At 63.7% G+C, this 18598-nt stretch carries 17 protein-coding genes and 1 other RNA gene; 9 read left to right on the top strand and 9 right to left on the bottom strand.

Annotated elements, in window-relative coordinates:
- The first annotated feature begins 199 nt into the window (after positions 1-199).
- A complete protein-coding gene (locus PD885_RS09110; protein WP_002804528.1) occupies positions 200-2311 on the top strand; it encodes a methyl-accepting chemotaxis protein in 2112 nt (703 codons plus the stop codon).
- A gap of 131 nt (positions 2312-2442) precedes the next feature.
- Here the strand turns inward: PD885_RS09110 and PD885_RS09105 are convergent.
- The 6 genes from PD885_RS09105 to prmB all read right to left on the bottom strand — a co-directional run bounded on the left by PD885_RS09105 (position 2443) and on the right by prmB (position 7644).
- Positions 2443-2518: non-coding RNA, sX9 sRNA (locus tag PD885_RS09105), on the bottom strand.
- Between the two features lie 435 nt (positions 2519-2953).
- The gene (locus tag PD885_RS09100) at positions 2954-3979 is read right to left on the bottom strand and encodes an aspartate-semialdehyde dehydrogenase (protein WP_088056818.1); all 1026 of its coding nucleotides are present in this window, start codon (positions 3977-3979) and stop codon (positions 2954-2956) included.
- A gap of 86 nt (positions 3980-4065) precedes the next feature.
- Positions 4066-5154, bottom strand: a complete 1089-nt coding sequence (locus PD885_RS09095; RefSeq protein ID WP_088056817.1) for a 2-hydroxyacid dehydrogenase — start codon at positions 5152-5154, stop codon at positions 4066-4068.
- Positions 5147-6250, bottom strand: a complete 1104-nt coding sequence (gene aroC, locus PD885_RS09090; RefSeq protein WP_002804524.1) for a chorismate synthase — start codon at positions 6248-6250, stop codon at positions 5147-5149. The genes PD885_RS09095 and aroC overlap by 8 nt, the downstream gene beginning before the upstream one ends.
- The gene (locus PD885_RS09085) at positions 6240-6728 is read right to left on the bottom strand and encodes a hypothetical protein (RefSeq protein ID WP_002804523.1); all 489 of its coding nucleotides are present in this window, start codon (positions 6726-6728) and stop codon (positions 6240-6242) included. Before PD885_RS09085 ends, aroC begins: the two co-directional genes overlap by 11 nt.
- The gene (gene prmB, locus PD885_RS09080) at positions 6718-7644 is read right to left on the bottom strand and encodes a 50S ribosomal protein L3 N(5)-glutamine methyltransferase (RefSeq protein ID WP_002804522.1); all 927 of its coding nucleotides are present in this window, start codon (positions 7642-7644) and stop codon (positions 6718-6720) included. Before prmB ends, PD885_RS09085 begins: the two co-directional genes overlap by 11 nt.
- An 81-nt stretch (positions 7645-7725) precedes the next feature.
- Between prmB and PD885_RS09075 the strand changes: the two genes are divergently transcribed.
- The 3 genes from PD885_RS09075 to msrQ are packed head-to-tail and all read left to right on the top strand — an operon-like array spanning position 7726 to position 9922.
- Complete coding sequence (locus PD885_RS09075; RefSeq protein WP_002804520.1) at positions 7726-8376, top strand: SCO family protein; 651 nt, start codon at positions 7726-7728, stop codon at positions 8374-8376.
- Positions 8373-9221: an archaetidylserine decarboxylase gene (gene asd, locus PD885_RS09070; RefSeq protein ID WP_002804519.1), complete on the top strand. Its 849-nt coding sequence runs from the start codon at positions 8373-8375 to the stop codon at positions 9219-9221. Before PD885_RS09075 ends, asd begins: the two co-directional genes overlap by 4 nt.
- A 44-nt stretch (positions 9222-9265) precedes the next feature.
- Positions 9266-9922, top strand: a complete 657-nt coding sequence (gene msrQ / locus PD885_RS09065) for a protein-methionine-sulfoxide reductase heme-binding subunit MsrQ (RefSeq protein WP_002804518.1) — start codon at positions 9266-9268, stop codon at positions 9920-9922.
- Here msrQ and PD885_RS09060 read toward each other — a convergent pair.
- Complete coding sequence (locus PD885_RS09060; RefSeq protein ID WP_002804517.1) at positions 9864-10682, bottom strand: FHA domain-containing protein; 819 nt, start codon at positions 10680-10682, stop codon at positions 9864-9866. The genes msrQ and PD885_RS09060 overlap by 59 nt on opposite strands.
- Before the next feature lie 248 nt (positions 10683-10930).
- On the opposite strand from PD885_RS09060, the gene PD885_RS09055 reads away from it, so the two are divergent.
- Positions 10931-11206, top strand: coding sequence for a polyhydroxyalkanoic acid system family protein (locus tag PD885_RS09055; RefSeq protein WP_002804516.1), 276 nt, complete (start codon positions 10931-10933; stop codon positions 11204-11206).
- 164 nt (positions 11207-11370) lie between these two features.
- Entirely contained in the window at positions 11371-11937 is a 567-nt protein-coding gene (locus PD885_RS09050; RefSeq protein WP_002804515.1) for a phasin family protein, read from the top strand.
- Positions 11938-12432: 495 nt separating this feature from the next.
- On the opposite strand, the gene hutC is transcribed toward PD885_RS09050, so the two are convergent.
- Complete coding sequence (gene hutC / locus PD885_RS09045) at positions 12433-13158, bottom strand: histidine utilization transcriptional repressor HutC (RefSeq protein WP_040762353.1); 726 nt, start codon at positions 13156-13158, stop codon at positions 12433-12435.
- A gap of 184 nt (positions 13159-13342) precedes the next feature.
- The gene (locus tag PD885_RS09040) at positions 13343-14719 is read right to left on the bottom strand and encodes a formimidoylglutamate deiminase (protein WP_088056816.1); all 1377 of its coding nucleotides are present in this window, start codon (positions 14717-14719) and stop codon (positions 13343-13345) included.
- Between the two features lie 60 nt (positions 14720-14779).
- Between PD885_RS09040 and hutI the strand changes: the two genes are divergently transcribed.
- The 3 genes from hutI (at position 14780) to hutG (ending at position 18585) form a co-directional block, all read left to right on the top strand.
- Positions 14780-15985, top strand: coding sequence for an imidazolonepropionase (gene hutI, locus PD885_RS09035; protein WP_088056815.1), 1206 nt, complete (start codon positions 14780-14782; stop codon positions 15983-15985).
- Positions 15986-15998: 13 nt separating this feature from the next.
- Positions 15999-17540, top strand: coding sequence for a histidine ammonia-lyase (hutH, locus tag PD885_RS09030; protein ID WP_002804509.1), 1542 nt, complete (start codon positions 15999-16001; stop codon positions 17538-17540).
- Between the two features lie 181 nt (positions 17541-17721).
- Positions 17722-18585: an N-formylglutamate deformylase gene (gene hutG / locus PD885_RS09025; protein WP_002804508.1), complete on the top strand. Its 864-nt coding sequence runs from the start codon at positions 17722-17724 to the stop codon at positions 18583-18585.
- Positions 18586-18598 lie beyond the last annotated feature (13 nt).

The raw sequence follows: 18598 nt of genomic DNA, 5'->3' as shown, positions 1-18598 counted from the left end.
TGACTAGGCCTACCCGCACCTGAATACGGCAGGCGCTGGGGTTTCAGCTCCAATGATTGGGGTCGCTAATGACTGCATCGAGACACGATCGGAGCAGCGGCGGTTGGGCTGATTCCAGCGGTATCCCGAGCACTTCCGTCCTCCTGCTGTTGCCGGGCCTATCCACTCCTCCGTTAGTCGGATCACCGATCGAACCCTTATGCATTTCTTTTCGAATCTGCGCATTGGTCAGCGCCTGGCTCTGGGCTTCCTCGCGATCATCGTCCTGATGGTGATCCTCACCGTGGTCGGCATCCAACGCGTTCGCAGCATCGACCAACAGCTCACCGCCATCAACGAGGTTAACAGCGTCAAACAACGCTATGCGATCAACTTCCGTGGCAGCGTCCACGACCGCGCGATCGCCTTGCGTGATGTCGTACTGATGGACGATCCGGCAGGCCGCCATACGGCCGAGCAATCGATCGACAAGCTCGCCGCAGACTATGCGCGCTCTGCGCAGCCGCTCGATGACATGATCGCGGCCTCTTCGGATGCGAAAGAAAAGGCCATCCTCCAGCAAATCAAGGCTGTCGAGCAGCGCACCATGCCGTTGATTGTTCAGGTGCGCACGTTCCGCAATGCCGCCGATAAACCGCAGGCAGAACAACGCTTGCTGCGAGACGCGCGCCCGGCCTTCATCGCCTGGCTGGCCAGTATCAATGCCTTCATCGATCTGCAGGAAGCCAAGAACCGCGAGGCCGCCAAGGACGCCGTGGCTATCGCACGCGGCTTTGCGATACTGATGGTGATCTCCACCATCATCGCCTTGTTGCTGGGCGCGGCGATCGCGTTTTTGCTGACGCGCAGCGTGGTGCTGCCGTTGCGCCTGTCGCTACGGTTGGCAGAGCGTATCAACGAAGGCGATCTGCGTAGTCAGGACACTCCGACCAGCGACGACGAATCCGGTCAACTGCTGCGTGCCATGCAGCAGATGCAGCGTCGCCTGCAGGATGTGATCTCCGCACAGCGCGCCATGGCTGCACGCCACGACGCCGGTGAGATCAGCTATCGCACCGACGCGCAGCGCTTTCCCGGTGAATACGGTGACATGGTGCAAGACACCAACGCTTTGGTGCATGCACACGTGCAGACCCAATTGCGCATGACCGAGGTCATGGGCAACTACGCCATCGGCAACTTCGCACCCGAGATTGAACAGTATCCCGGCGAAAAAGCCGCCATCTCCGCCACCATGCAGCAGGTCAGACAGAACCTGTACGCTATCAACGCACAGATCCAGCAACTTACCCGGGCTGCGTGCGCCGGCAACTTCGCGCTACGTGGCCCACCGGAAAAGTTCGAGCACGACTTCCGCCTGATGGTCGAAAACCTTAATACCATGATGGCCATTTCAGACACTAATCTGGCCAAGTTCTCCGGCCTGCTACGTTCCATCGCCGAGGGCGATCTGACCGTGCGCATGTCCGGCAACTTCCATGGCGTGTTCGCCTCGATGCGCGACGATGCCGACAGCACCGTGCACCGCCTTACCGACATCGTCACGCACATCCAGACCACCTCCAACAGCATTAGTTTCGCCGCCGAAGACATCACTAGTGCCAATCAGGAGCTGGCCCGCCGCAGCGAGCAACAGGCCGCTAATTTGGAAGAAACCGCCGCCTCAATGGAAGAGCTGACCTCAACGGTCAAGCAGAATGCCGAACACGCGGGCCGCGCCAATCAGCTCGCGCTCAGCGCCGCCGCGATTGCCTCGGAAGGACGCGACGTGGTCGGCCAGGTCATCGAACAGATGTCCGGCATCGCAGCTTCGTCCAAGCGCATCGCCGACATCATCTCGGTTATCGACGGCATCGCGTTCCAGACCAACATCCTCGCCCTCAACGCCGCGGTCGAAGCTGCACGCGCCGGCGAACAAGGCCGCGGGTTCGCCGTTGTCGCATCGGAAGTGCGTACCCTCTCGCACCGCTCCGCGGACGCGGCAAAACAAATCAAACGGCTGATCGACGACTCCGTGCAACGCGTCGCCGATGGCGCCACACTGGTACGCAAGGCTGGCACCACCATGGGCGAGGTCGTCAACAGCGTCCAGCACGTCACCGACATCATTGGCCACATTTCCGCCGCCTCGCAGGAACAAGCCGGCGGCATCGAACAGGTCAACCACACCATCGCCCAGATGGATGAAACCACCCAGCAAAACGTCGGCTTGGTCGAATCAGCGAGTACCGCCGCACGCTCCCTCGAGGAGCACTCCACACAACTCACACGAGCCGTTGAAGTGTTCAAAGTCAAGCCGACGGTGATGTGATTTCGCCGGACAGTTCGGCTGAACCCGCCCTACCGAAACGGACGCCAAGAAGCGCTACTTTTCATCGCGCCTGGAGGTGCTAATGCACCCCATGGCTCGTCGTGACACCGATGACTTCAAGGCCTATGAGTAGCTGATAAAACGTAGCGAGCAGTTGCCAGGTGGGTGCGGACGGCGTGGAGGAACCGAAATTTATCCATGGTATATACCGATTCGGGGCACTGGCCGCGCCCACCCTGGCGGTGAGTGCAGTCATTTTGCTGGCCACTCAGAGCCGTGACGCTGGCCGAGTGCATCGGCTGTGCTGGCGCCGCCCGGCAGTTGGACATCTCGGTTAAACCACTAGAGCGTGTTATGCACTTCGGGATGAGATGCATGGATGGCAGCGGTGCGGAGCGGGTGATGCATGGCACCGGCGTGGCTGGCGCCAATGCAAACGCTGCGGCGCACACGCCGTGCCGCTGACCGTCAACCTCGCCCGGGAAGTGGCCTGTGACGCGCCAACACTGCGACGCGCGCTTTCGCGCGCTATATCCATGGCTTCTACATTCCAACCCGCCTCTACTCCGCACCGGGATACCGCTGACCCGCAAGGAGCGTTTGCCTGCTGAGAGGCAGAGGTATCTTCCGGGTTCCAGCTGCTCAACCTTCCTGTGCGACCAGCTCGGCCAGCTGCACCGCATTGAGCGCTGCGCCCTTGCGGATGTTGTCCGAGACGATCCACAGATTCAGACCGCGCGGATGCGACAAGTCTTCGCGAATGCGACCGACGAACACTGCGTCCTTGCCGGAGGCGTGCGTGACCGGGGTGGGGTAGCCGCCGGGCTTGCGCTCGTCTACCACTTCCACACCGGGCGAGGCTGCCAGCAACGCGCGCGCTTCTTCGGCGGTGATCTTGTCGCGGGTCTCGATCGCCACCGCTTCAGAGTGCCCGTAGAACACCGGCACGCGCACTGCCGTGGGATTCACCTGGATCGACTCATCGCCCAGAATCTTGCGGGTCTCCCAGACCAGCTTCATCTCTTCCTTGGTGTAGCCGTTGTCCTGGAAATTGTCGATATGCGGGATCAGATTGAAGGCGATCTGCACCGGGAAACGCTGCGGGTCGATCTGCTGGAAGCTCAGCAACTCGCTGGTCTGCTTGCCCAACTCTTCCATCGCCGAACGCCCACCGCCAGACACCGACTGGTAGGTCGCCACATTGATGCGCTCGATACCATACTTGCGATGGATCGGGCCGAGTGCGACCAGCATCTGCATGGTCGAGCAATTGGGATTGGCGACGATGCCGCGCGGGCGCTGCCTAAGCGCTTCGGGGTTGACTTCCGACACCACCAGCGGCACGTCGTCGTCGTAACGGAATGCCGAGGAATTATCGATCACCACCGTGCCGGCAGCGGCGAACTTGGGGCCGTATTCCTTGGACACGCTGCCGCCTGCGGAGAACAGTGCGATGTCCACGCCGGTGGGATCGAAATCGGCCAGATCCAGCACGTCGGTCCTGCCGCCATTGAACTCGACCTGCCCGCCCGCCGAGCGCGACGAGGCCAGCGCGTAGAGGGTGGCGACCGGAAATTGGCGCTCGGCCAGGATGCTCAGCATGGTCTGGCCGACAGCGCCGGTGGCGCCCACGACCGCGACGTTGAAACGACGGTTTTCGTTGCTCATGAGGATGTCTTTATCGAGAGTAGTGAAAAGAGGAACGCGCTGCAGACTGGGTTCGGGGAACCTCCAAAGCTGGCCGCGGAGGTTCCCTATCGTTTGGTCAAGATGGTTTCGGTCGCGCCGGCGTTGATCGCGTCACTATCGATCGTGCCCACGGCCTTACCGCCCTGTTTGGCAGCGGCAACCGCATCGGCATTGAGCGCGCTCGGCGGATGGCCGGCATTGGGGCCTGCGCCCAGCGCGGCGATCAGATTATCCACCGCCAGCTGCACCATCGCGCGGCGCGTGGCCAGGCTGGCACTGCCGATGTGCGGCGTCAGCACCACGTTTTGCAAGGCCAGCAGTTCGGGACGTACCGCAGGCTCGCCTTCGTAGACATCCAGGCCGGCACCGGCCAGGCGCCCGTCGGCGAGCACATCGGCCAGCGCAAGTTCATCGACAAGGCCGCCGCGCGCGATGTTCACCAGTGTGGCGGTCGGGCGCATCTTGCCCAACGCTGCGGCATCGATGATGTGGTGCGATTGCTTGGTGGACGGCAATGCCAGCACCAGATGATCGGCATGCGCCAGCAGTGTCTCGACATCCACGTACTGGGCGCCGAGCGCCTGTTCGGTGTGGGCCGGCAACTGACTGCGGTTGTGATACAGAACGCGCATGCCGAAGCCGTGCGCGCCGCGGCGTGCGATGCCCTGCCCGATTCGGCCCATGCCCAGGATGCCGAGCGTGCTGCCGTGGATATCGGCACCGAGCATGGTCTTGAACGACCACTGCCCACACTGCCCGTCGCGCAACCAGCGCTCGGATTCGGTGATGCGGCGCGCGGTGGCCATCAAAAAGGCAAAGCCGAGATCGGCGGTGGTTTCGGTCAGCACATCCGGCGTGTTGCTGGCCAGAATGCCGGCAGCACTCAGCGCATCGATATCGAGATTGTTGTAGCCGACGCCGACATTGGCGATCGCGCGTAGCTGTGGTGCGCAAGCAATTTGCGCAGCGCCGATACGCTCGTTGAGGGTGAGCAAGGCACCGTCCTGCGATGCCAAACGCGCAGCCAGGTCGGCCGGCGAATACGCGGTGACGCGCTCGGTGATGTTCAGCTCGAAATGCTCACCCAGCTGCGCGAGGACATCGTCGAACAGCGGCTGGCTGACCCACACCTTGGCGCGCCGCGACTCAGACATCGATCTGACCGGGAATACGCGGCGACACCTCGCCGACATCGCCGCATTGCGCACGATGACGCAGCGCCTGATCCATCAACACCAGCGCCATCATCGCCTCGGCGATCGGGGTGGCGCGGATGCCCACGCACGGGTCATGCCGACCGGTGGTGATCACATCGACTACTGCACCATCGGCATCCACCGTCGCACCGGGCAGGCGCAAGCTCGAGGTCGGCTTGAGCACCATCGAAGCGGTTATCGCCTGACCGGTGGAAATGCCGCCCAAGATTCCGCCGGCATGATTGCTGAGGAAGCCTTCCCGGGTGATCAGATCGCGGTGTTCGGTACCCTTCTGCGCGGTGCTGGCGAAGCCGTCGCCGATTTCTACGCCCTTGACCGCGTTAATGCTCATCAGCGCCGCAGCAAGCTCGGCATCTAGCTTGCCGTAGATCGGCTCGCCCCAGCCCGCGGGCACGCCGCCAGCCACCACGTCCACGCGTGCACCGACCGAATCGCCGGACTTGCGCAGCGCATCCATGTAGGCTTCCAGCTCCGGCACCTGGTCGGCATGTGGCCAGAAAAACGGGTTGTCTTCGACCGCGTTCCAATCGAAACCGGTCGGGCGGATGTCGCCCAGCTGCGACAGGAAACCGCGCACCAGCACGCCATGACGCTGCTTGAGCCACTTTTTGGCAATCACGCCAGCGGCCACACGCATGGTGGTCTCGCGCGCCGACGAGCGACCGCCGCCACGCGGATCACGGATGCCGTACTTCTGCCAGTAGGTGTAGTCCGCATGCCCGGGGCGGAACTGCTGGGCGATGTTGCTGTAGTCCTTGCTGCGCTGATCGGTGTTGCGGATCAGCAGCCCGATCGGCGTGCCGGTGGTGCGGCCTTCGTAGACGCCGGACAGAATCTCGATGGCGTCGGCCTCGCGGCGCGCGGAGGTGTGCCGGCTCTTGCCGCTGGCGCGGCGCTGTAGATCGTGGGTGAATTCTTCCGGCGTAATTTCCATCCCCGGAGGGCAGCCGTCGACAACGCAGCCGATCGCCGGCCCATGCGATTCGCCGAACGTGGTGACCGTTAGCAAGCGGCCGAAACTGTTACTGCCCATATCGGTATCCTCTCAACATCGTGGCAGGCGGCACCGCGCGCACGCTGCGCGGTAGACGACGTGCCGCCACCAGCATCGGTGCCACGGCCAACGAACCGCTGACCACCACCAGAAACATACCCAGCTCGATGCGCCCGCTGAGCAGCCAATCGGCGAGCAGATACAGCGCAACAGCAATCCCGTCCAGCAAGCCGAGTGCCTCGATCAGCGTGCGACGCCGGTGCGCACGCAAGGACGCCTCAGAGCTGGCGACCACGATCCAGGCCCACACCAGGCCGAAAAACGCCATCAAGCCGAACCAAAACTCCGCCGCTGCGCTCAACCAGCGCGGTAAAGACACGCCGGCGTACACCAGGTCGAACAAACGCGACGCCACATCCATCAAACCGAGCGCAATGCACACACCGAACATCGAGACCGGCACCAACAGCACGATATCGGTCAGCTGCGGCCGCGTTGCGTGCGGCTCAGCGCGCACTGACCAACTCGGTGATGCGTGCGCCATGCGCGATCAACTCGCGGCATTCGACCGCAAAAATGCCCATCTGCCCGACCTTGAATTCCACCCAGGCCAAATCCACTTCCGGCAGCAGCTTGATCAGGTGCTGCTCGGAATCGCCCACCTCACAGATCAGCAGGCCATCTTCGCTGAGGTGCTGCGGCGCATCGCGCAATATCTTCAGCACCAGATCCAGACCATCGTCGCCCGCACGCAGACCCAGTTGCGGCTCGTAGGAATACTCCTGCGGCAGCGCATCGGTTTCGTCATTGGTGACGTATGGCGGATTGGTGACGACCAGATCGTACTGGCGGCCGGCCAGACCTGTGAACAGGTCCGACTTGAGCAGGGTGACGTTGTCGGCGTGCAGGCGCGCCTTGTTTTCGGCGGCTAGTGCCAGCGCATCGTCGCTGATGTCCACGCCGTCCACGTGCCAATGCGGGTTGTAGTGGCCCATCGCAATTGCGATGCAGCCGGAGCCGGTGCACAGGTCCAGCGCGCGAGTCACTTCGCGGCCGCCAAGCCAGGGTTCGAAGCCGGCCTCAATCAGCTCGGCGATCGGCGAACGCGGCACCAGCGCGCGTGCATCGCTCTTGAAACTCAGACCGGCAAACCAGGCCTCTCCGGTGAGATACGCAGCCGGCACACGCTCGACGATACGGCGCTCGAACAAGCCCAGCACCTGCTCTTTTTCCGAGCGCAGCAGGCGCGCCTGGCCGTAGGCCGGGCCCAGATCATGCGGCAGATGCAGGCTGTGCAGGACCAGTTGGGTGGCCTCGTCCAGCGCATTGTCGTAGCTGTGGCCGAAAGTCAGACCGGCTGCGTTGAAACGGCTGGTGCCGTAGCGGATCAGGTCGATGATGGTGTGCAGTTCGTCGGCCGCAGCGGCAGTCATGGCAACAACTAAATGATGAATCGGCCGCCGATTATAGAGGTCGGATCGGTATTATGAGCGTCCGTTGCACCGGAAACCGCCATGTTCAATCGCAATACCGGCATCGTGCTGCTGGTGGCGCTGGCCGCCGGCCTGGGGCTGTTGCTGTGCCAGAAGTTCCTTGGCGGTGCGCCCAGCTCGCCTTGGCCACCCACCCAAACGATCAGGTTTTACCCGCAACCACGTCCGTTGCCGCAGTTCAGCTTGCGCCAGTCCGACGGCACCCAGTTAGTGCCCGGTGAGCTGAAGGGGCATTGGACGCTGGTGTTTCTTGGCTTCACGTTCTGCCCGGATGTCTGCCCGACGACGCTGACCGATCTGGCCGTGGCGCAGCAGCAGTGGGAAAGCATTCCCGATGGATTACGCCCACGCGTGCTGTTTGTCTCGGTGGACCCGCAGCGCGACCCGCCTGCGCGCCTGGGCGAATATGCACACGCCTTCCATAAAGACACGTTGGCGGCCACCGCCGATGTGCCCGCGCTGGAGCGCTTTGCCACCGCGCTGGGCTTCGTGTTTCAGAAGGTGCCGGGCAAAGGGTTTGCGCAGAATCCCAACGACTACAGCATGGATCACTCGGCCGGCATCGCCGTGCTCGATCCGCAAGGCCGCTTGGCCGGCTTGATGCGTCCCCCGCTCGACCCGAAGGCGATCGCCGCCGACCTCCAACAGCTGACCAAGGTAACTGCTCCGTGAGTCTCGTCACTTCCCTGACCTACGTGCTGCCGCACCGGCTACTGTCCTCGCTGGCGCGCGCCCTGGCCTATTCCGACACCCCTTCCACCAAGCAATGGTTGATCGACACGGTGACGCGCAAATTCGGCGTGGACCTGAGCGAAGCGCTGGAACCGGACCCGCGCACTTACCCTACCTTCAATGCGTTCTTTACCCGCGCCCTGAAGCCGGGCGCGCGCGTTGCTGACCCCGATCCTGCGGCACTGTTGATGCCGGCCGACGGCCGTATCAGCCAGCTCGGCCAGATCGACAACGGCTGCATTTTCCAGGCCAAGGGGCAGTCGTTCACCGCAGCGGAATTGCTTGGCGATGCGGAGGCGGCGCTACCGTTCGACCACGGACTGTTCGCCACCGTTTACCTTTCGCCCAAGGACTATCACCGCGTGCATATGCCGTGGACCGGCGCCTTGCGCGAAACTGTGCACGTGCCCGGCCGCTTGTTCAGCGTGGGCCCAGATGCGGTGCGCAACGTGCCGCGCCTGTTCGCGCGCAACGAGCGCCTGGTGTGCCACTTCGACACCGAGTTCGGCCCGATGGCATCGGTGATGGTGGGCGCGCTGCTGGTATCCGGCGTGGAGACGGTATGGAGCGGCGTGGAGATTCCGCGCTATGCTAATCGTATTACGCGCAAGGATTACCGCGGCAAGGGCATCGTGCTGGAGCGGTTTGCGGAGATGGCACGCTTCAACTACGGCTCGACCGTAATCGTGCTGCTGCCTGCGGGTGTCGCCACGCTTGATGGCGGACTGACTGCAGAGACTTCGGTTCGGCTGGGACAAGCGCTCGCACGCCGGCAAGTGAGCTGACGCGCATTCCCGCGCAGTCTGTCTTCCTTATCTTTCGAGATCGCATGGCCAAGCCTTCCGCCCCCCTGATCGCCGCCAAGACGCTGGTGCATGCCGCCGGGTCAGCGCCGATTGCGTTGCTCGGCTGGCAGTTCTGGCAGGTGTGGCAGGCCGGCAGCGATGCGCTGGGCGCCGACCCGGTGGCCGAGATCGAGCATCGCACCGGGCTGTGGGCGCTGCGGTTCCTGCTGATCACGCTGGCGATCACCCCGCTACGGCAGCTCACCGGGCAGGCAGTACTGATTCGCTTCCGCCGTATGTTGGGCTTGTACGCGTTCTTCTACGCAACCGCACACTTGGCCGCGTATCTCACGCTGGATCTGCGCGGCTTCTGGACGCAGATTTTCGAAGAGATCCTCAAGCGCCCTTACATCACGGTTGGCTTCGCGGCATGGCTGCTGCTGATCCCCTTGGCAATCACATCGACCCAGGGCTGGATGCGCCGGCTCAAGCGTAACTGGGGCCGCCTGCACATGCTGATCTATCCGATCGGGCTGTTGGCGGTGCTGCACTTCTGGTGGCTGGTGAAATCCGATCTCCGCGAGCCGGCGCTGTATGCCGGCATCCTGGCCGTGCTGCTCGGGTGGCGGGCCTGGAAAAAACTCAGCGCGCGCCAAACCACAGCAAAGCGCTCAGCGCCGCCGCCAGCAACACCGCGCTGAGCAGCAACCACGGCCAGCGCGCGACCTTCATCGGCGCACGCGTCGGCTCGGTGATGGCACGTTGTGGCGGCAGCGGCTCGATGTCGGGCAGATCCCAAGTGGTGCCGTGATGGGTGCGTGGCACCTCCACAACGAACCGGTGGCGGGCATCGAACACGACCTGGTCGCCGGCCTGCAGCCAGCCGTCGCGTACTTGTACGCCGTTGATGCAGCTGCCTTCTTCGGAGCCGAGATCGCGGATCAGCACACGGTCGCCATGGCGTTCCAGGCGCGCGTGCTGGGCAGCAAACGCCGGGTCGTCGATCACGATGTCGGATGCGGCGTCGCTGCCGACCAGCCGCGAGCGATCCAAGGTGAAACTGCGCCCGTGGTGGCGACCGCCCAGACCGCGCAGCAACAAGCAGACCTCGCTCAACCCGGCAGTCTCGTCCTGGATATCGTTGGCCGGCGCGCTCGACGGCGCGCTACGCAGCAGCATTTCCACCCCGTCGGCGTAGATCGCATCGCCCGGACGCAGCAGCGCCATGCGGCGCACCGGACGTCCGTTGACGTGGATGCCTCGGATGCCGCGGATGCCATTGGCCACTTGCAGCCACAGGCCGCGCCGATCCAGGCAGAACTGCGCCAACAGCAGCGCGCCCTGCGCATCGTCCACCACCAGTACGCTGCCGGAGGCATGACGTACGATCCGGTGGACACCGGGCTTGAGGAAATGATCCGGCTGCTGCCGGTGGGTGAAATGAACTTGCAAATCGCGCACCCGCGGTAGCCTAGCAGGTTTGCTATCGAGAGCGCCCATCAAAACGTGACCGGCTGCCGTCAGTGGATGCGCGTGACGCGCCGAAACGGCAGTGTGAGTCCGTGCCGATCGAACGCGCGCGCTTGCGAGTCGGACGCCGCACAGACATTTTTCCTGGTGTTGTCGGTGCGGCAACACGCCGCTGCACTTGGAGCCTGGCTCGCGCATGCGCACAATGCGCCCCTCCTTTCGCATGACCCATCTAACCCATGTCCAGCATCGATATCCGCCACGACCATTCCTTGACGCCGGCCCAGGCCCGCGCGGCAATCGACGAGGCGGCGCGCAAGCTGACCGATCGCTACGGCATCGCCTCGCACTGGGAAGGCGACACATTGCGCATTTCGCGTGCTGGCGTGGATGGAGCGATCACGCTGCTGCCGCAGCAAGTCCACGTCACGGCCGAACTCGGTTTTCTGTTGTCGGCGGTGCAGCCGATGGTGGAATCGGAAATCCGCCGCCTGCTGTCCGAAAAGCTCAACTGAGTCGCTAGATCTGCGAATGCGACGCTTCAGCGCCAAGTCACCCACCTTGGACTTGATGGGCGGATGCTTGCAGCACGCCTTATCAGGCAGCGTTTCACCTGCCCGATGCAGGGTCGGCACTAGGGTGAACGCAACGTCACTTTGGCAACCTACAGGAGCATCGCATGACCACCGGATACGATCGGAACGGCAACCGCGACAACGCGGCCCAGGGCTTTCAGGCGCAGGCGGAACAGATCTCGCGCCGGCTCGGCGAATCGGCGCAAACCGTGTGGCTGGCAGGACTCGGCGCGCTGGGTCGCGTCCAGAGTGAAGGCGGCAAATTGTTCGACTCGCTGGTGCGCGAAGGCGCCGCCTACGAGCGCACCGGCCAGCGCAAGGCGGCCGAAAGCGTCGAGGAGCTGCGCGAGGAAGTGGAAACCCACTTCGAGCAGGCACGCGACACGGCGGTGCGTGGCTGGGACAAGCTGGGCAAGGCTTTCGACGACCGCGTCAAGGGAGTGCTGCGCACGCTTAACATCCCCGAACAGGAAGAGTTGGAGAACCTGCGTCGCGAGGTTGAATCCTTGAAGGCCCAGATGCGCGCCAATACTGCTACCACCAAGCGTGCCAACCGCACTGCGCATCAAGCAGCGCAGGCGGCCGGCAGCGATTCGGCCAGCCAGAGCTCGTCGACAACGTCCGGAACCGGTTCGACGCCCACCAACGCCGGCGCTTTTGACGGCGAATAAAGCGGCGATCGACACGGCTGCGTCATCGCGTAGGTGGGCGCGGTCAGTGCTGGGATTTCATCTGTGTCGCACGTTCTGGTATCCCACATTTTCCACGTCCTTATGTGGCCCATTTCTGCGTACCGTCATGGGTGCCGTCAGCAGTTCTGAATGCCTCGTCGGCCAACGCTGCAAAGCAACATGATTTTTGGGCAATCGGGAAAGGATTCGCCAGTCCTGCAACACCAAGTCCGTTTGCTTCGCTCTTTTCACGGCTTCGGACTGGCGGGTCTTTCGCTATCTGGATCACAGCTCTAGACATCCGGCGCCCGCGATCCATTGACGAAAAGGCGTACCCGCCCTGGCCGCCATGCGCTGGGGCGATTTTTCCGCCATGGCGTTGCGTGTTTTGCAGGATCAACGCGGATGGCAACCGAAGTGCACCAGGATTTGATCGGGTTGATGATGCTTACGGGCGATCGGATGACGCGCGACTCGGATACATTACGCCAAACCTCAACGCATCCTGGGCGCGAACCGCGCGATCAGATCGTACGAACCACCCAAAAACAACTGACGCACATAAGTGACCGGTTGGTCGCCGCGCCAGGTGTGGCGATCGATGACCAGACAGGCTGCACCATCATCCACTTGCAACCGCTCTGCTTGCGCAGCGTTGGCGTTGACCGCGCTGATGCAGTGCTCGACGCGCGTCCACGGCACGTTGCGCAACAACCAACTGCCCGGCGCTACGTCGGTGAACGATTGCGCTAACGCTTTGGGCACGGTGGTGATGTCGATCACTCGCTGCTCCAGCGCGAACGGGCGGCCACCGGCCAAGTGCACGCTTTCCAACGCGAGCACTTTGCCGGTACTGCCCAACGCACGTTCCTGCGGCAAGCGCTGCCGCAGATTGCGCAGTTGCCGCGACATCAACGAAAACTGGTAGACCTGACCACGCTTGGTCGTTTCCACTTCGATATCCGGGATCGACAGCGCGACCTGCTCCAGATGCGGCCGCGCCACGAACGAACCGGTGCGACGGCGGCGCTCGATCATGCCGGCATCGGCCAGCAAGCCGAGCACCTTGTTCACGGTCATGCGCGAGCACCCGTACTGCGTCATCAACTCGTGCTCGGGCGGCACGCGGTGACCCGGCGGCCAGTCGCCGCTGTAGATGCGTTGTTCCAGATCCTGGCGGATGCGTTGATGCAAGGTGCCGGGCGCGGCGGTGGCGGTCAAAGCTCAGGTCTCCGGAAAGAGCGGCTATGCAAAAAATGGTGCATCGCCGCCTGGGGTGGCGACCGGTGCTCGATGCGGTGTGTGCCATTGGCACACCGCGGTTGCGAGCGCACTCCCCCATGTCTGACGACAGCTGGCCAGGTGTGATCAGCCACTCTAAGCACCGTTTTGTGCGGGCATCTGCTTAGTTGCTCAGCAACGATTGCAGTACGCCGGCAAAACGCGCGGCAATGCGCGCGCGATCGACATGTTGCCCATCGCGCACCACCCGCTTCCCGCCGCGCCAGACAGTACGCACGGCGCTGCCGCGTGCGGCGAACAACCAGCTATCGAGTAGTGCGTCGTCGCTGCGTGCCAGCAATGCCGGATGGATGAGGTCTAATTCGATCAGATCGGCCGCTGCGCCTGCACGGATTCCACATTGCGCAATGCCCAGCGCCTGTGCTGCACCATTACCCGCCTGGTCGAACAGCCAACGCCCACTGGAAACTTCACCTTGCGCCAGCACATTACGGGCCTGCTGCTTCAAACGCTGGCCGTATTCGAGCAAGCGCAGTTCTTCGGCCGCATCGATCAGCACATTCGAATCCGAGCCCACGCCGAAGCGCCCACCCGCAACAGCAAATGCCTGCATCGGAAACAGCCCGTCGCCCAGATTCGCCTCGGTGATCGGGCACAGCCCGACCACCGCGTGGCTATCGACAATCGCCTGCAGCTCGCGTGCATCCACATGCGTGGCGTGCACCAGACACCAGCGCGCATCCACTGGTGCGTTCGCCAGCAGCCACTGCACCGGACGCTGACCCGACCATGCGATGCAGGCGTCGACCTCGCGCTGCTGTTCGGCGATGTGGATGTGGACCGGGCCGATGGTGAGCGGCATCAGCGCGGCCAATTGCTCAGGCGTGACCGCGCGCAGGCTGTGCGGAGCGAGCCCGAGCACCGCGTCCGGCAGCGCTTTGAGGCTGTGCGTGCAGTCGTCGAGCAAACGTGCGAAGCCGTCGATGTCGTGGATCAAACGGCGCTGCGCGGCACTCGGCGCAACACCACCGAAATCCGAATGTGCGTAGAACACCGACAGCAAGGTCAGCCCGATGCCGGTATTGGCGGCGGCGGCGGCGATGCGCTCTGACATTTCGCCAGCGTGCGCATATGCCGCGCCGCTAGCGCTGTGGTGCAGATAATGGAATTCGCCGACGCGGGTAAAGCCGCTTTCAAGCATTTCCACATAGGCCTGCTCGGCGATCGCTTGCAGGCTGTCCGGGTCGAGCCGGTCGACGAAGCGATACATCAACTCGCGCCAACTCCAGAAACTGTCGCCGCTGCGCCCGCCTACTTCGGCCAGACCAGCCATGCCGCGCTGAAACGCATGGCTGTGCAGGTTGCACAAGCCCGGCAGCAGTACCTCGCTGCGCACATCGGTGGCAGCGGCCGGCGTGTCGGGCTGCACTGCGGCGATACGCCCTTGCGCCAGCGTGATGCGTACATCGCTGGCCCAGCCCTCCGGCAACAGCGCCCGGGCTGCCCATATCACCTGTGTGTGCGTTTGCTGGTCCGCCACTGGACACCCTCAATCACCGACTTTATTGTATATACATATCAGACACCACGAGCCTGCGCCATGCATTGCGACGTTCTTTGGCACAACGCGCAACTGATGACCCTGGACGCCGCCGATGGCGGCCTGGGCAGCATGGACGATGGCATAATCGCCTGCCAGGACGGCCGCATCGTTTACGCCGGACCGGCCGGACAGGCGCCAACGCTACAGCCAGAAACCGCGCACGATTGCCAACGCCGCTGGATCAGCCCCGGCCTGATCGATTGCCACACCCATCTGGTGTACGCCGGCAATCGCGCTAACGAATTCGAGCAGCGTCTGCGCGGTGCGAGTTACGCCGAGATTGCAGCGTCCGGCGGCGGTATCATGTCTACGGTGCGCGCGACCCGCGCCTCCGACGAGGCGGCTTTACTCGCAGCTAGCCTGCCCCGCCTGGACACCATGCTTGCCGAAGGCGTCACCACGCTGGAAATCAAATCCGGCTACGGGCTGACGCTGGATGACGAAATCAAGCAATTGCGCGTGGCCCGCCAACTCGCCGCGCTGCGCAAGGTCGAAGTAGTGCCGACCTTTCTCGGCGCGCATGCGGTGCCACCGGGCAGCGATGCGCAGACCTATATCGATACCGTCTGCACGCAGATGATTCCGGTGATCGCCGCACAAGGTTTTGCCGAGGCGGTGGATGTGTTCTGCGAGCATCTGGCGTTTTCGCCCGCGCAAGCCGAACAAGTCTTCGTTGCTGCGCAAGCGCAAGGGTTGAACATCAAGATCCACGCCGAACAACTGAGCAATCAGCACGGTGCAGCACTGGCCGCCCGCTACGGCGCGTTGTCGGCCGACCATGTCGAATATCTGGACAAGGCCGGCATCGCCGCGATGGCTCGTGCCGGCACGGTGGCAGTGTTGCTGCCGGGCGCATTCTATTTCACCCGCGACACCCAGGTGCCGCCGATCGCCGCGTTGCGCGCTGCCGGGGTTCCGCTGGCCTTGGCCACCGACTGCAATCCAGGCACCTCGCCGCTGACCAGCCCGCTGCTGACGATGAACATGGCCGCCACGTTGTTCCGTATGACCGTGGACGAGTGCATCGCCGGCTTTACGCGCGAAGCCGCACGTGCGCTCGGACGCAGCGAGCGCCTGGGCCGGCTGCGTGCCGGCATGGATTGCGACCTGACGATCTGGGACATCGATGCGCCGGCCGATCTGTTCTACCGCATGGGCTTCAACCCTCTTCATGCCCGCGTCTGGCGCGGGCATCTGTGCTGAATCCTGAGCCGTCATGCCTGTTTCTGTTGTATTGCAACCCGGCCAGGTCACTCTGGCGCAGTGGCGTGCGCTCTATCGCGGCGCCGACGTCGCACTCGACGACGCTTGCGCGGCCGCCGTGCTGCGCAGTGCGCAAACGGTGGAAGCGATCGTCGCGCGTGGCGAGCCGGTCTACGGCGTCAATACCGGCTTCGGCAAGTTGGCCAGCGTGCGCATCGAGCGCGAAGATCTGCAAACCCTGCAGCGCAATATCGTGCTCTCGCATGCGGCCGGCGTTGGTGAGCCCACACCGGTGCCGGTGGTGCGCTTGATGATGGCGCTCAAGCTCACCAGCCTGGCGCAAGGTGCATCGGGTGTGCAGCCAGACACACTGGTGTTATTGGGCGCGATGCTGCGCCTTGGCATCACGCCGGTGGTGCCCTGCCAGGGCTCGGTCGGCGCATCCGGCGATCTGGCGCCACTGTCGCATCTGGCCGCGGTAATGATCGGTGTTGGCGAAGCGCTCGTCGGCGGGCAACGTTTGCCGGCTGCCGACGCGCTCGCACAGGCGCAGCTGCAGCCGCGCGTGCTCGGTGCAAAAGAAGGCTTGGCACTGCTCAACGGCACCCAGTTCTCCACCGCCTGCGCATTGGCCGGCTTGTTCGAGATCGAAACCGTGTTGCAGGCGGCGCTGGTCACCGGCGCGTTGTCAGTGGAGGCAGCCAAGGGCTCGGATACACCGTTCGATGCACGTATCCATGCATTGCGCGGACAACCGGGGCAGATCGCTACCGCTACGGCGTTGCGTGCGTTGATGGCCGATTCGGCGATCCGCGAATCGCATCGGCTCGGCGATGTGCGCGTGCAGGATCCGTACTGTCTGCGCTGCCAGCCGCAGGTGATGGGCGCCGCGCTGGACATCATGCGTCAGGCAGCACGTACCCTGGAGATCGAAGCCAATGGCGTGTCCGATAATCCCTTGGTGTTCAGCGATACCGGCGAGGCGTTGTCGGGCGGCAACTTCCACGCCGAACCGGTGGCATTGGCAGCCGACATGTTGGCGATGGCGGTCTGCGAAATCGGCTCGATCAGCGAACGCCGCACCGCGATGCTGGTCGATCCCGCGTTGTCGGGCCTGCCGGCGTTTCTCACGCCACGTCCGGGCTTGAACTCCGGCTTCATGATCGCGCAGGTCACCGCCGCGGCCTTGGTATCGGAGAACAAACAGCGCGCGTACCCGGCCAGTGTCGATTCGATTCCGACCTCGGCCAATCAGGAAGATCATGTATCGATGGCTGCGCACGGCGCGCGACGCTTGCTGGCAATGGCCGAAAACGCCGCGCACGTCATCGGCATCGAACTGCTCGCTGCGGTGCAAGGTTGCGATTTCCACGCGCCGCTACGCTCCAGCACCGCGCTGGAAGCCGCACGCGCACTGTTGCGTGCGCAGGTGCCGACGCTGCAGGACGACCGCTATTTCCATCCGGACATATTGGCCGCCAGTGCAGTGGTGCGTTCGGGTGCGTTGGCGCAGGCGGTGGCGATTGCATTACCGGGTGTGGAGCAGGAGGCATGAGTCGGCAGGCTGCGACCAATGCACTGAGCTTCGCAGCGCGGCGTTCAAGTACGCGACGTTGCGCAGCATTGCTGTGCGCACCCGTACGCAATGGCAGCGCAGTGCACACCAATCACGGAGTGCGCATGCACGCGTGCGAGCAGCGCGGCACATTTGCTGCACTTGCGACAGGAGCACAGCGATGAGCCCCCTGCCCGACTGGCTTGAACTGCACCGCGGCGATGCGCCGCTCATCATCAGCTTCCCGCATACCGGCACCGAGTTGCCCGCCGAGGTTGCCGATCAATTCGTATCGCCATGGCTGGCACGTCGCGATGCCGATTGGTGGGTGCATGAGCTCTACGACTTCGCGCAATCATTGGGCGCCACCACGGTGCGCACCGCGATCTCGCGCTCGGTGATCGACGTCAATCGCGACCCAAGTGGCGCATCGCTCTATCCCGGCCAGAACACCACCGGCCTGTGCCCGCTGACCACCTTCGACAATCAGCCGCTGTATGCCGATGGCGCTGCACCGGATCAGGCGCAGATCGATCTGCGCCGCACGCGTTGGTTCGACCCGTACCACGCTGCGCTTGCCGAGGAAATTGCGCGCTTGCGCAAGCAGCACGCGAAGGTCGTGGTCTACGACGCGCATTCGATACGCTCCTTCATCCCACATCTGTTCGATGGCGAGCTACCCCAGTTCAACATCGGCAGCAACGACGATCGCAGCTGCGACCCGCGCTTGGTCGATGCGGTGGAACGCCTATGCCGCAGCAGTGGTTCCAGCACGGTGCGCAACGGGCGGTTCAAGGGCGGCTGGATTACCCGCCACTACGCGCAGCCCGAGCACGGTGTGCACAGCTTGCAGATGGAACTGGCCTGCCGCGGTTATATGCGCGAGCCGGACACCATCACGCCAGAAAACTGGCCCACGCCGTGGCAACCCGTGCATGCAGCGGCGTTACGCGCAGTGCTGCGTCACGTGCTGCTGGTCTGTCTGCAATTCGCCACGACGACCGATCACGCCCCCACCGACACGCCGCATGCGGCGACCCGTTGACTGCAAGGACACC

It is taken from the genome of Xanthomonas fragariae, assembly GCF_900183975.1.
Lineage (GTDB): Bacteria > Pseudomonadota > Gammaproteobacteria > Xanthomonadales > Xanthomonadaceae > Xanthomonas > Xanthomonas fragariae.
Note: the sequence above shows the minus strand (reverse complement) of the source record. Positions and strands in the feature narration are given on the sequence as shown.

Excerpts from the sequence above, each read along its gene's own strand:
- PD885_RS09110 (WP_002804528.1), top strand. The coding sequence starts at position 200 with ATGCATTTCTTTTCGAATCTGCGCATTGGTCAGCGCCTGGCTCTGGGC.
- PD885_RS09100 (WP_088056818.1), bottom strand. The coding sequence starts at position 3,979 with ATGAGCAACGAAAACCGTCGTTTCAACGTCGCGGTCGTGGGCGCCACC.
- PD885_RS09095 (WP_088056817.1), bottom strand. The coding sequence starts at position 5,154 with ATGTCTGAGTCGCGGCGCGCCAAGGTGTGGGTCAGCCAGCCGCTGTTC.
- aroC (WP_002804524.1), bottom strand. The coding sequence starts at position 6,250 with ATGGGCAGTAACAGTTTCGGCCGCTTGCTAACGGTCACCACGTTCGGC.
- prmB (WP_002804522.1), bottom strand. The coding sequence starts at position 7,644 with ATGACTGCCGCTGCGGCCGACGAACTGCACACCATCATCGACCTGATC.
- PD885_RS09075 (WP_002804520.1), top strand. The coding sequence starts at position 7,726 with ATGTTCAATCGCAATACCGGCATCGTGCTGCTGGTGGCGCTGGCCGCC.
- msrQ (WP_002804518.1), top strand. The coding sequence starts at position 9,266 with ATGGCCAAGCCTTCCGCCCCCCTGATCGCCGCCAAGACGCTGGTGCAT.
- PD885_RS09055 (WP_002804516.1), top strand. The coding sequence starts at position 10,931 with ATGTCCAGCATCGATATCCGCCACGACCATTCCTTGACGCCGGCCCAG.
- PD885_RS09050 (WP_002804515.1), top strand. The coding sequence starts at position 11,371 with ATGACCACCGGATACGATCGGAACGGCAACCGCGACAACGCGGCCCAG.
- hutI (WP_088056815.1), top strand. The coding sequence starts at position 14,780 with ATGCATTGCGACGTTCTTTGGCACAACGCGCAACTGATGACCCTGGAC.
- hutH (WP_002804509.1), top strand. The coding sequence starts at position 15,999 with ATGCCTGTTTCTGTTGTATTGCAACCCGGCCAGGTCACTCTGGCGCAG.
- hutG (WP_002804508.1), top strand. The coding sequence starts at position 17,722 with ATGAGCCCCCTGCCCGACTGGCTTGAACTGCACCGCGGCGATGCGCCG.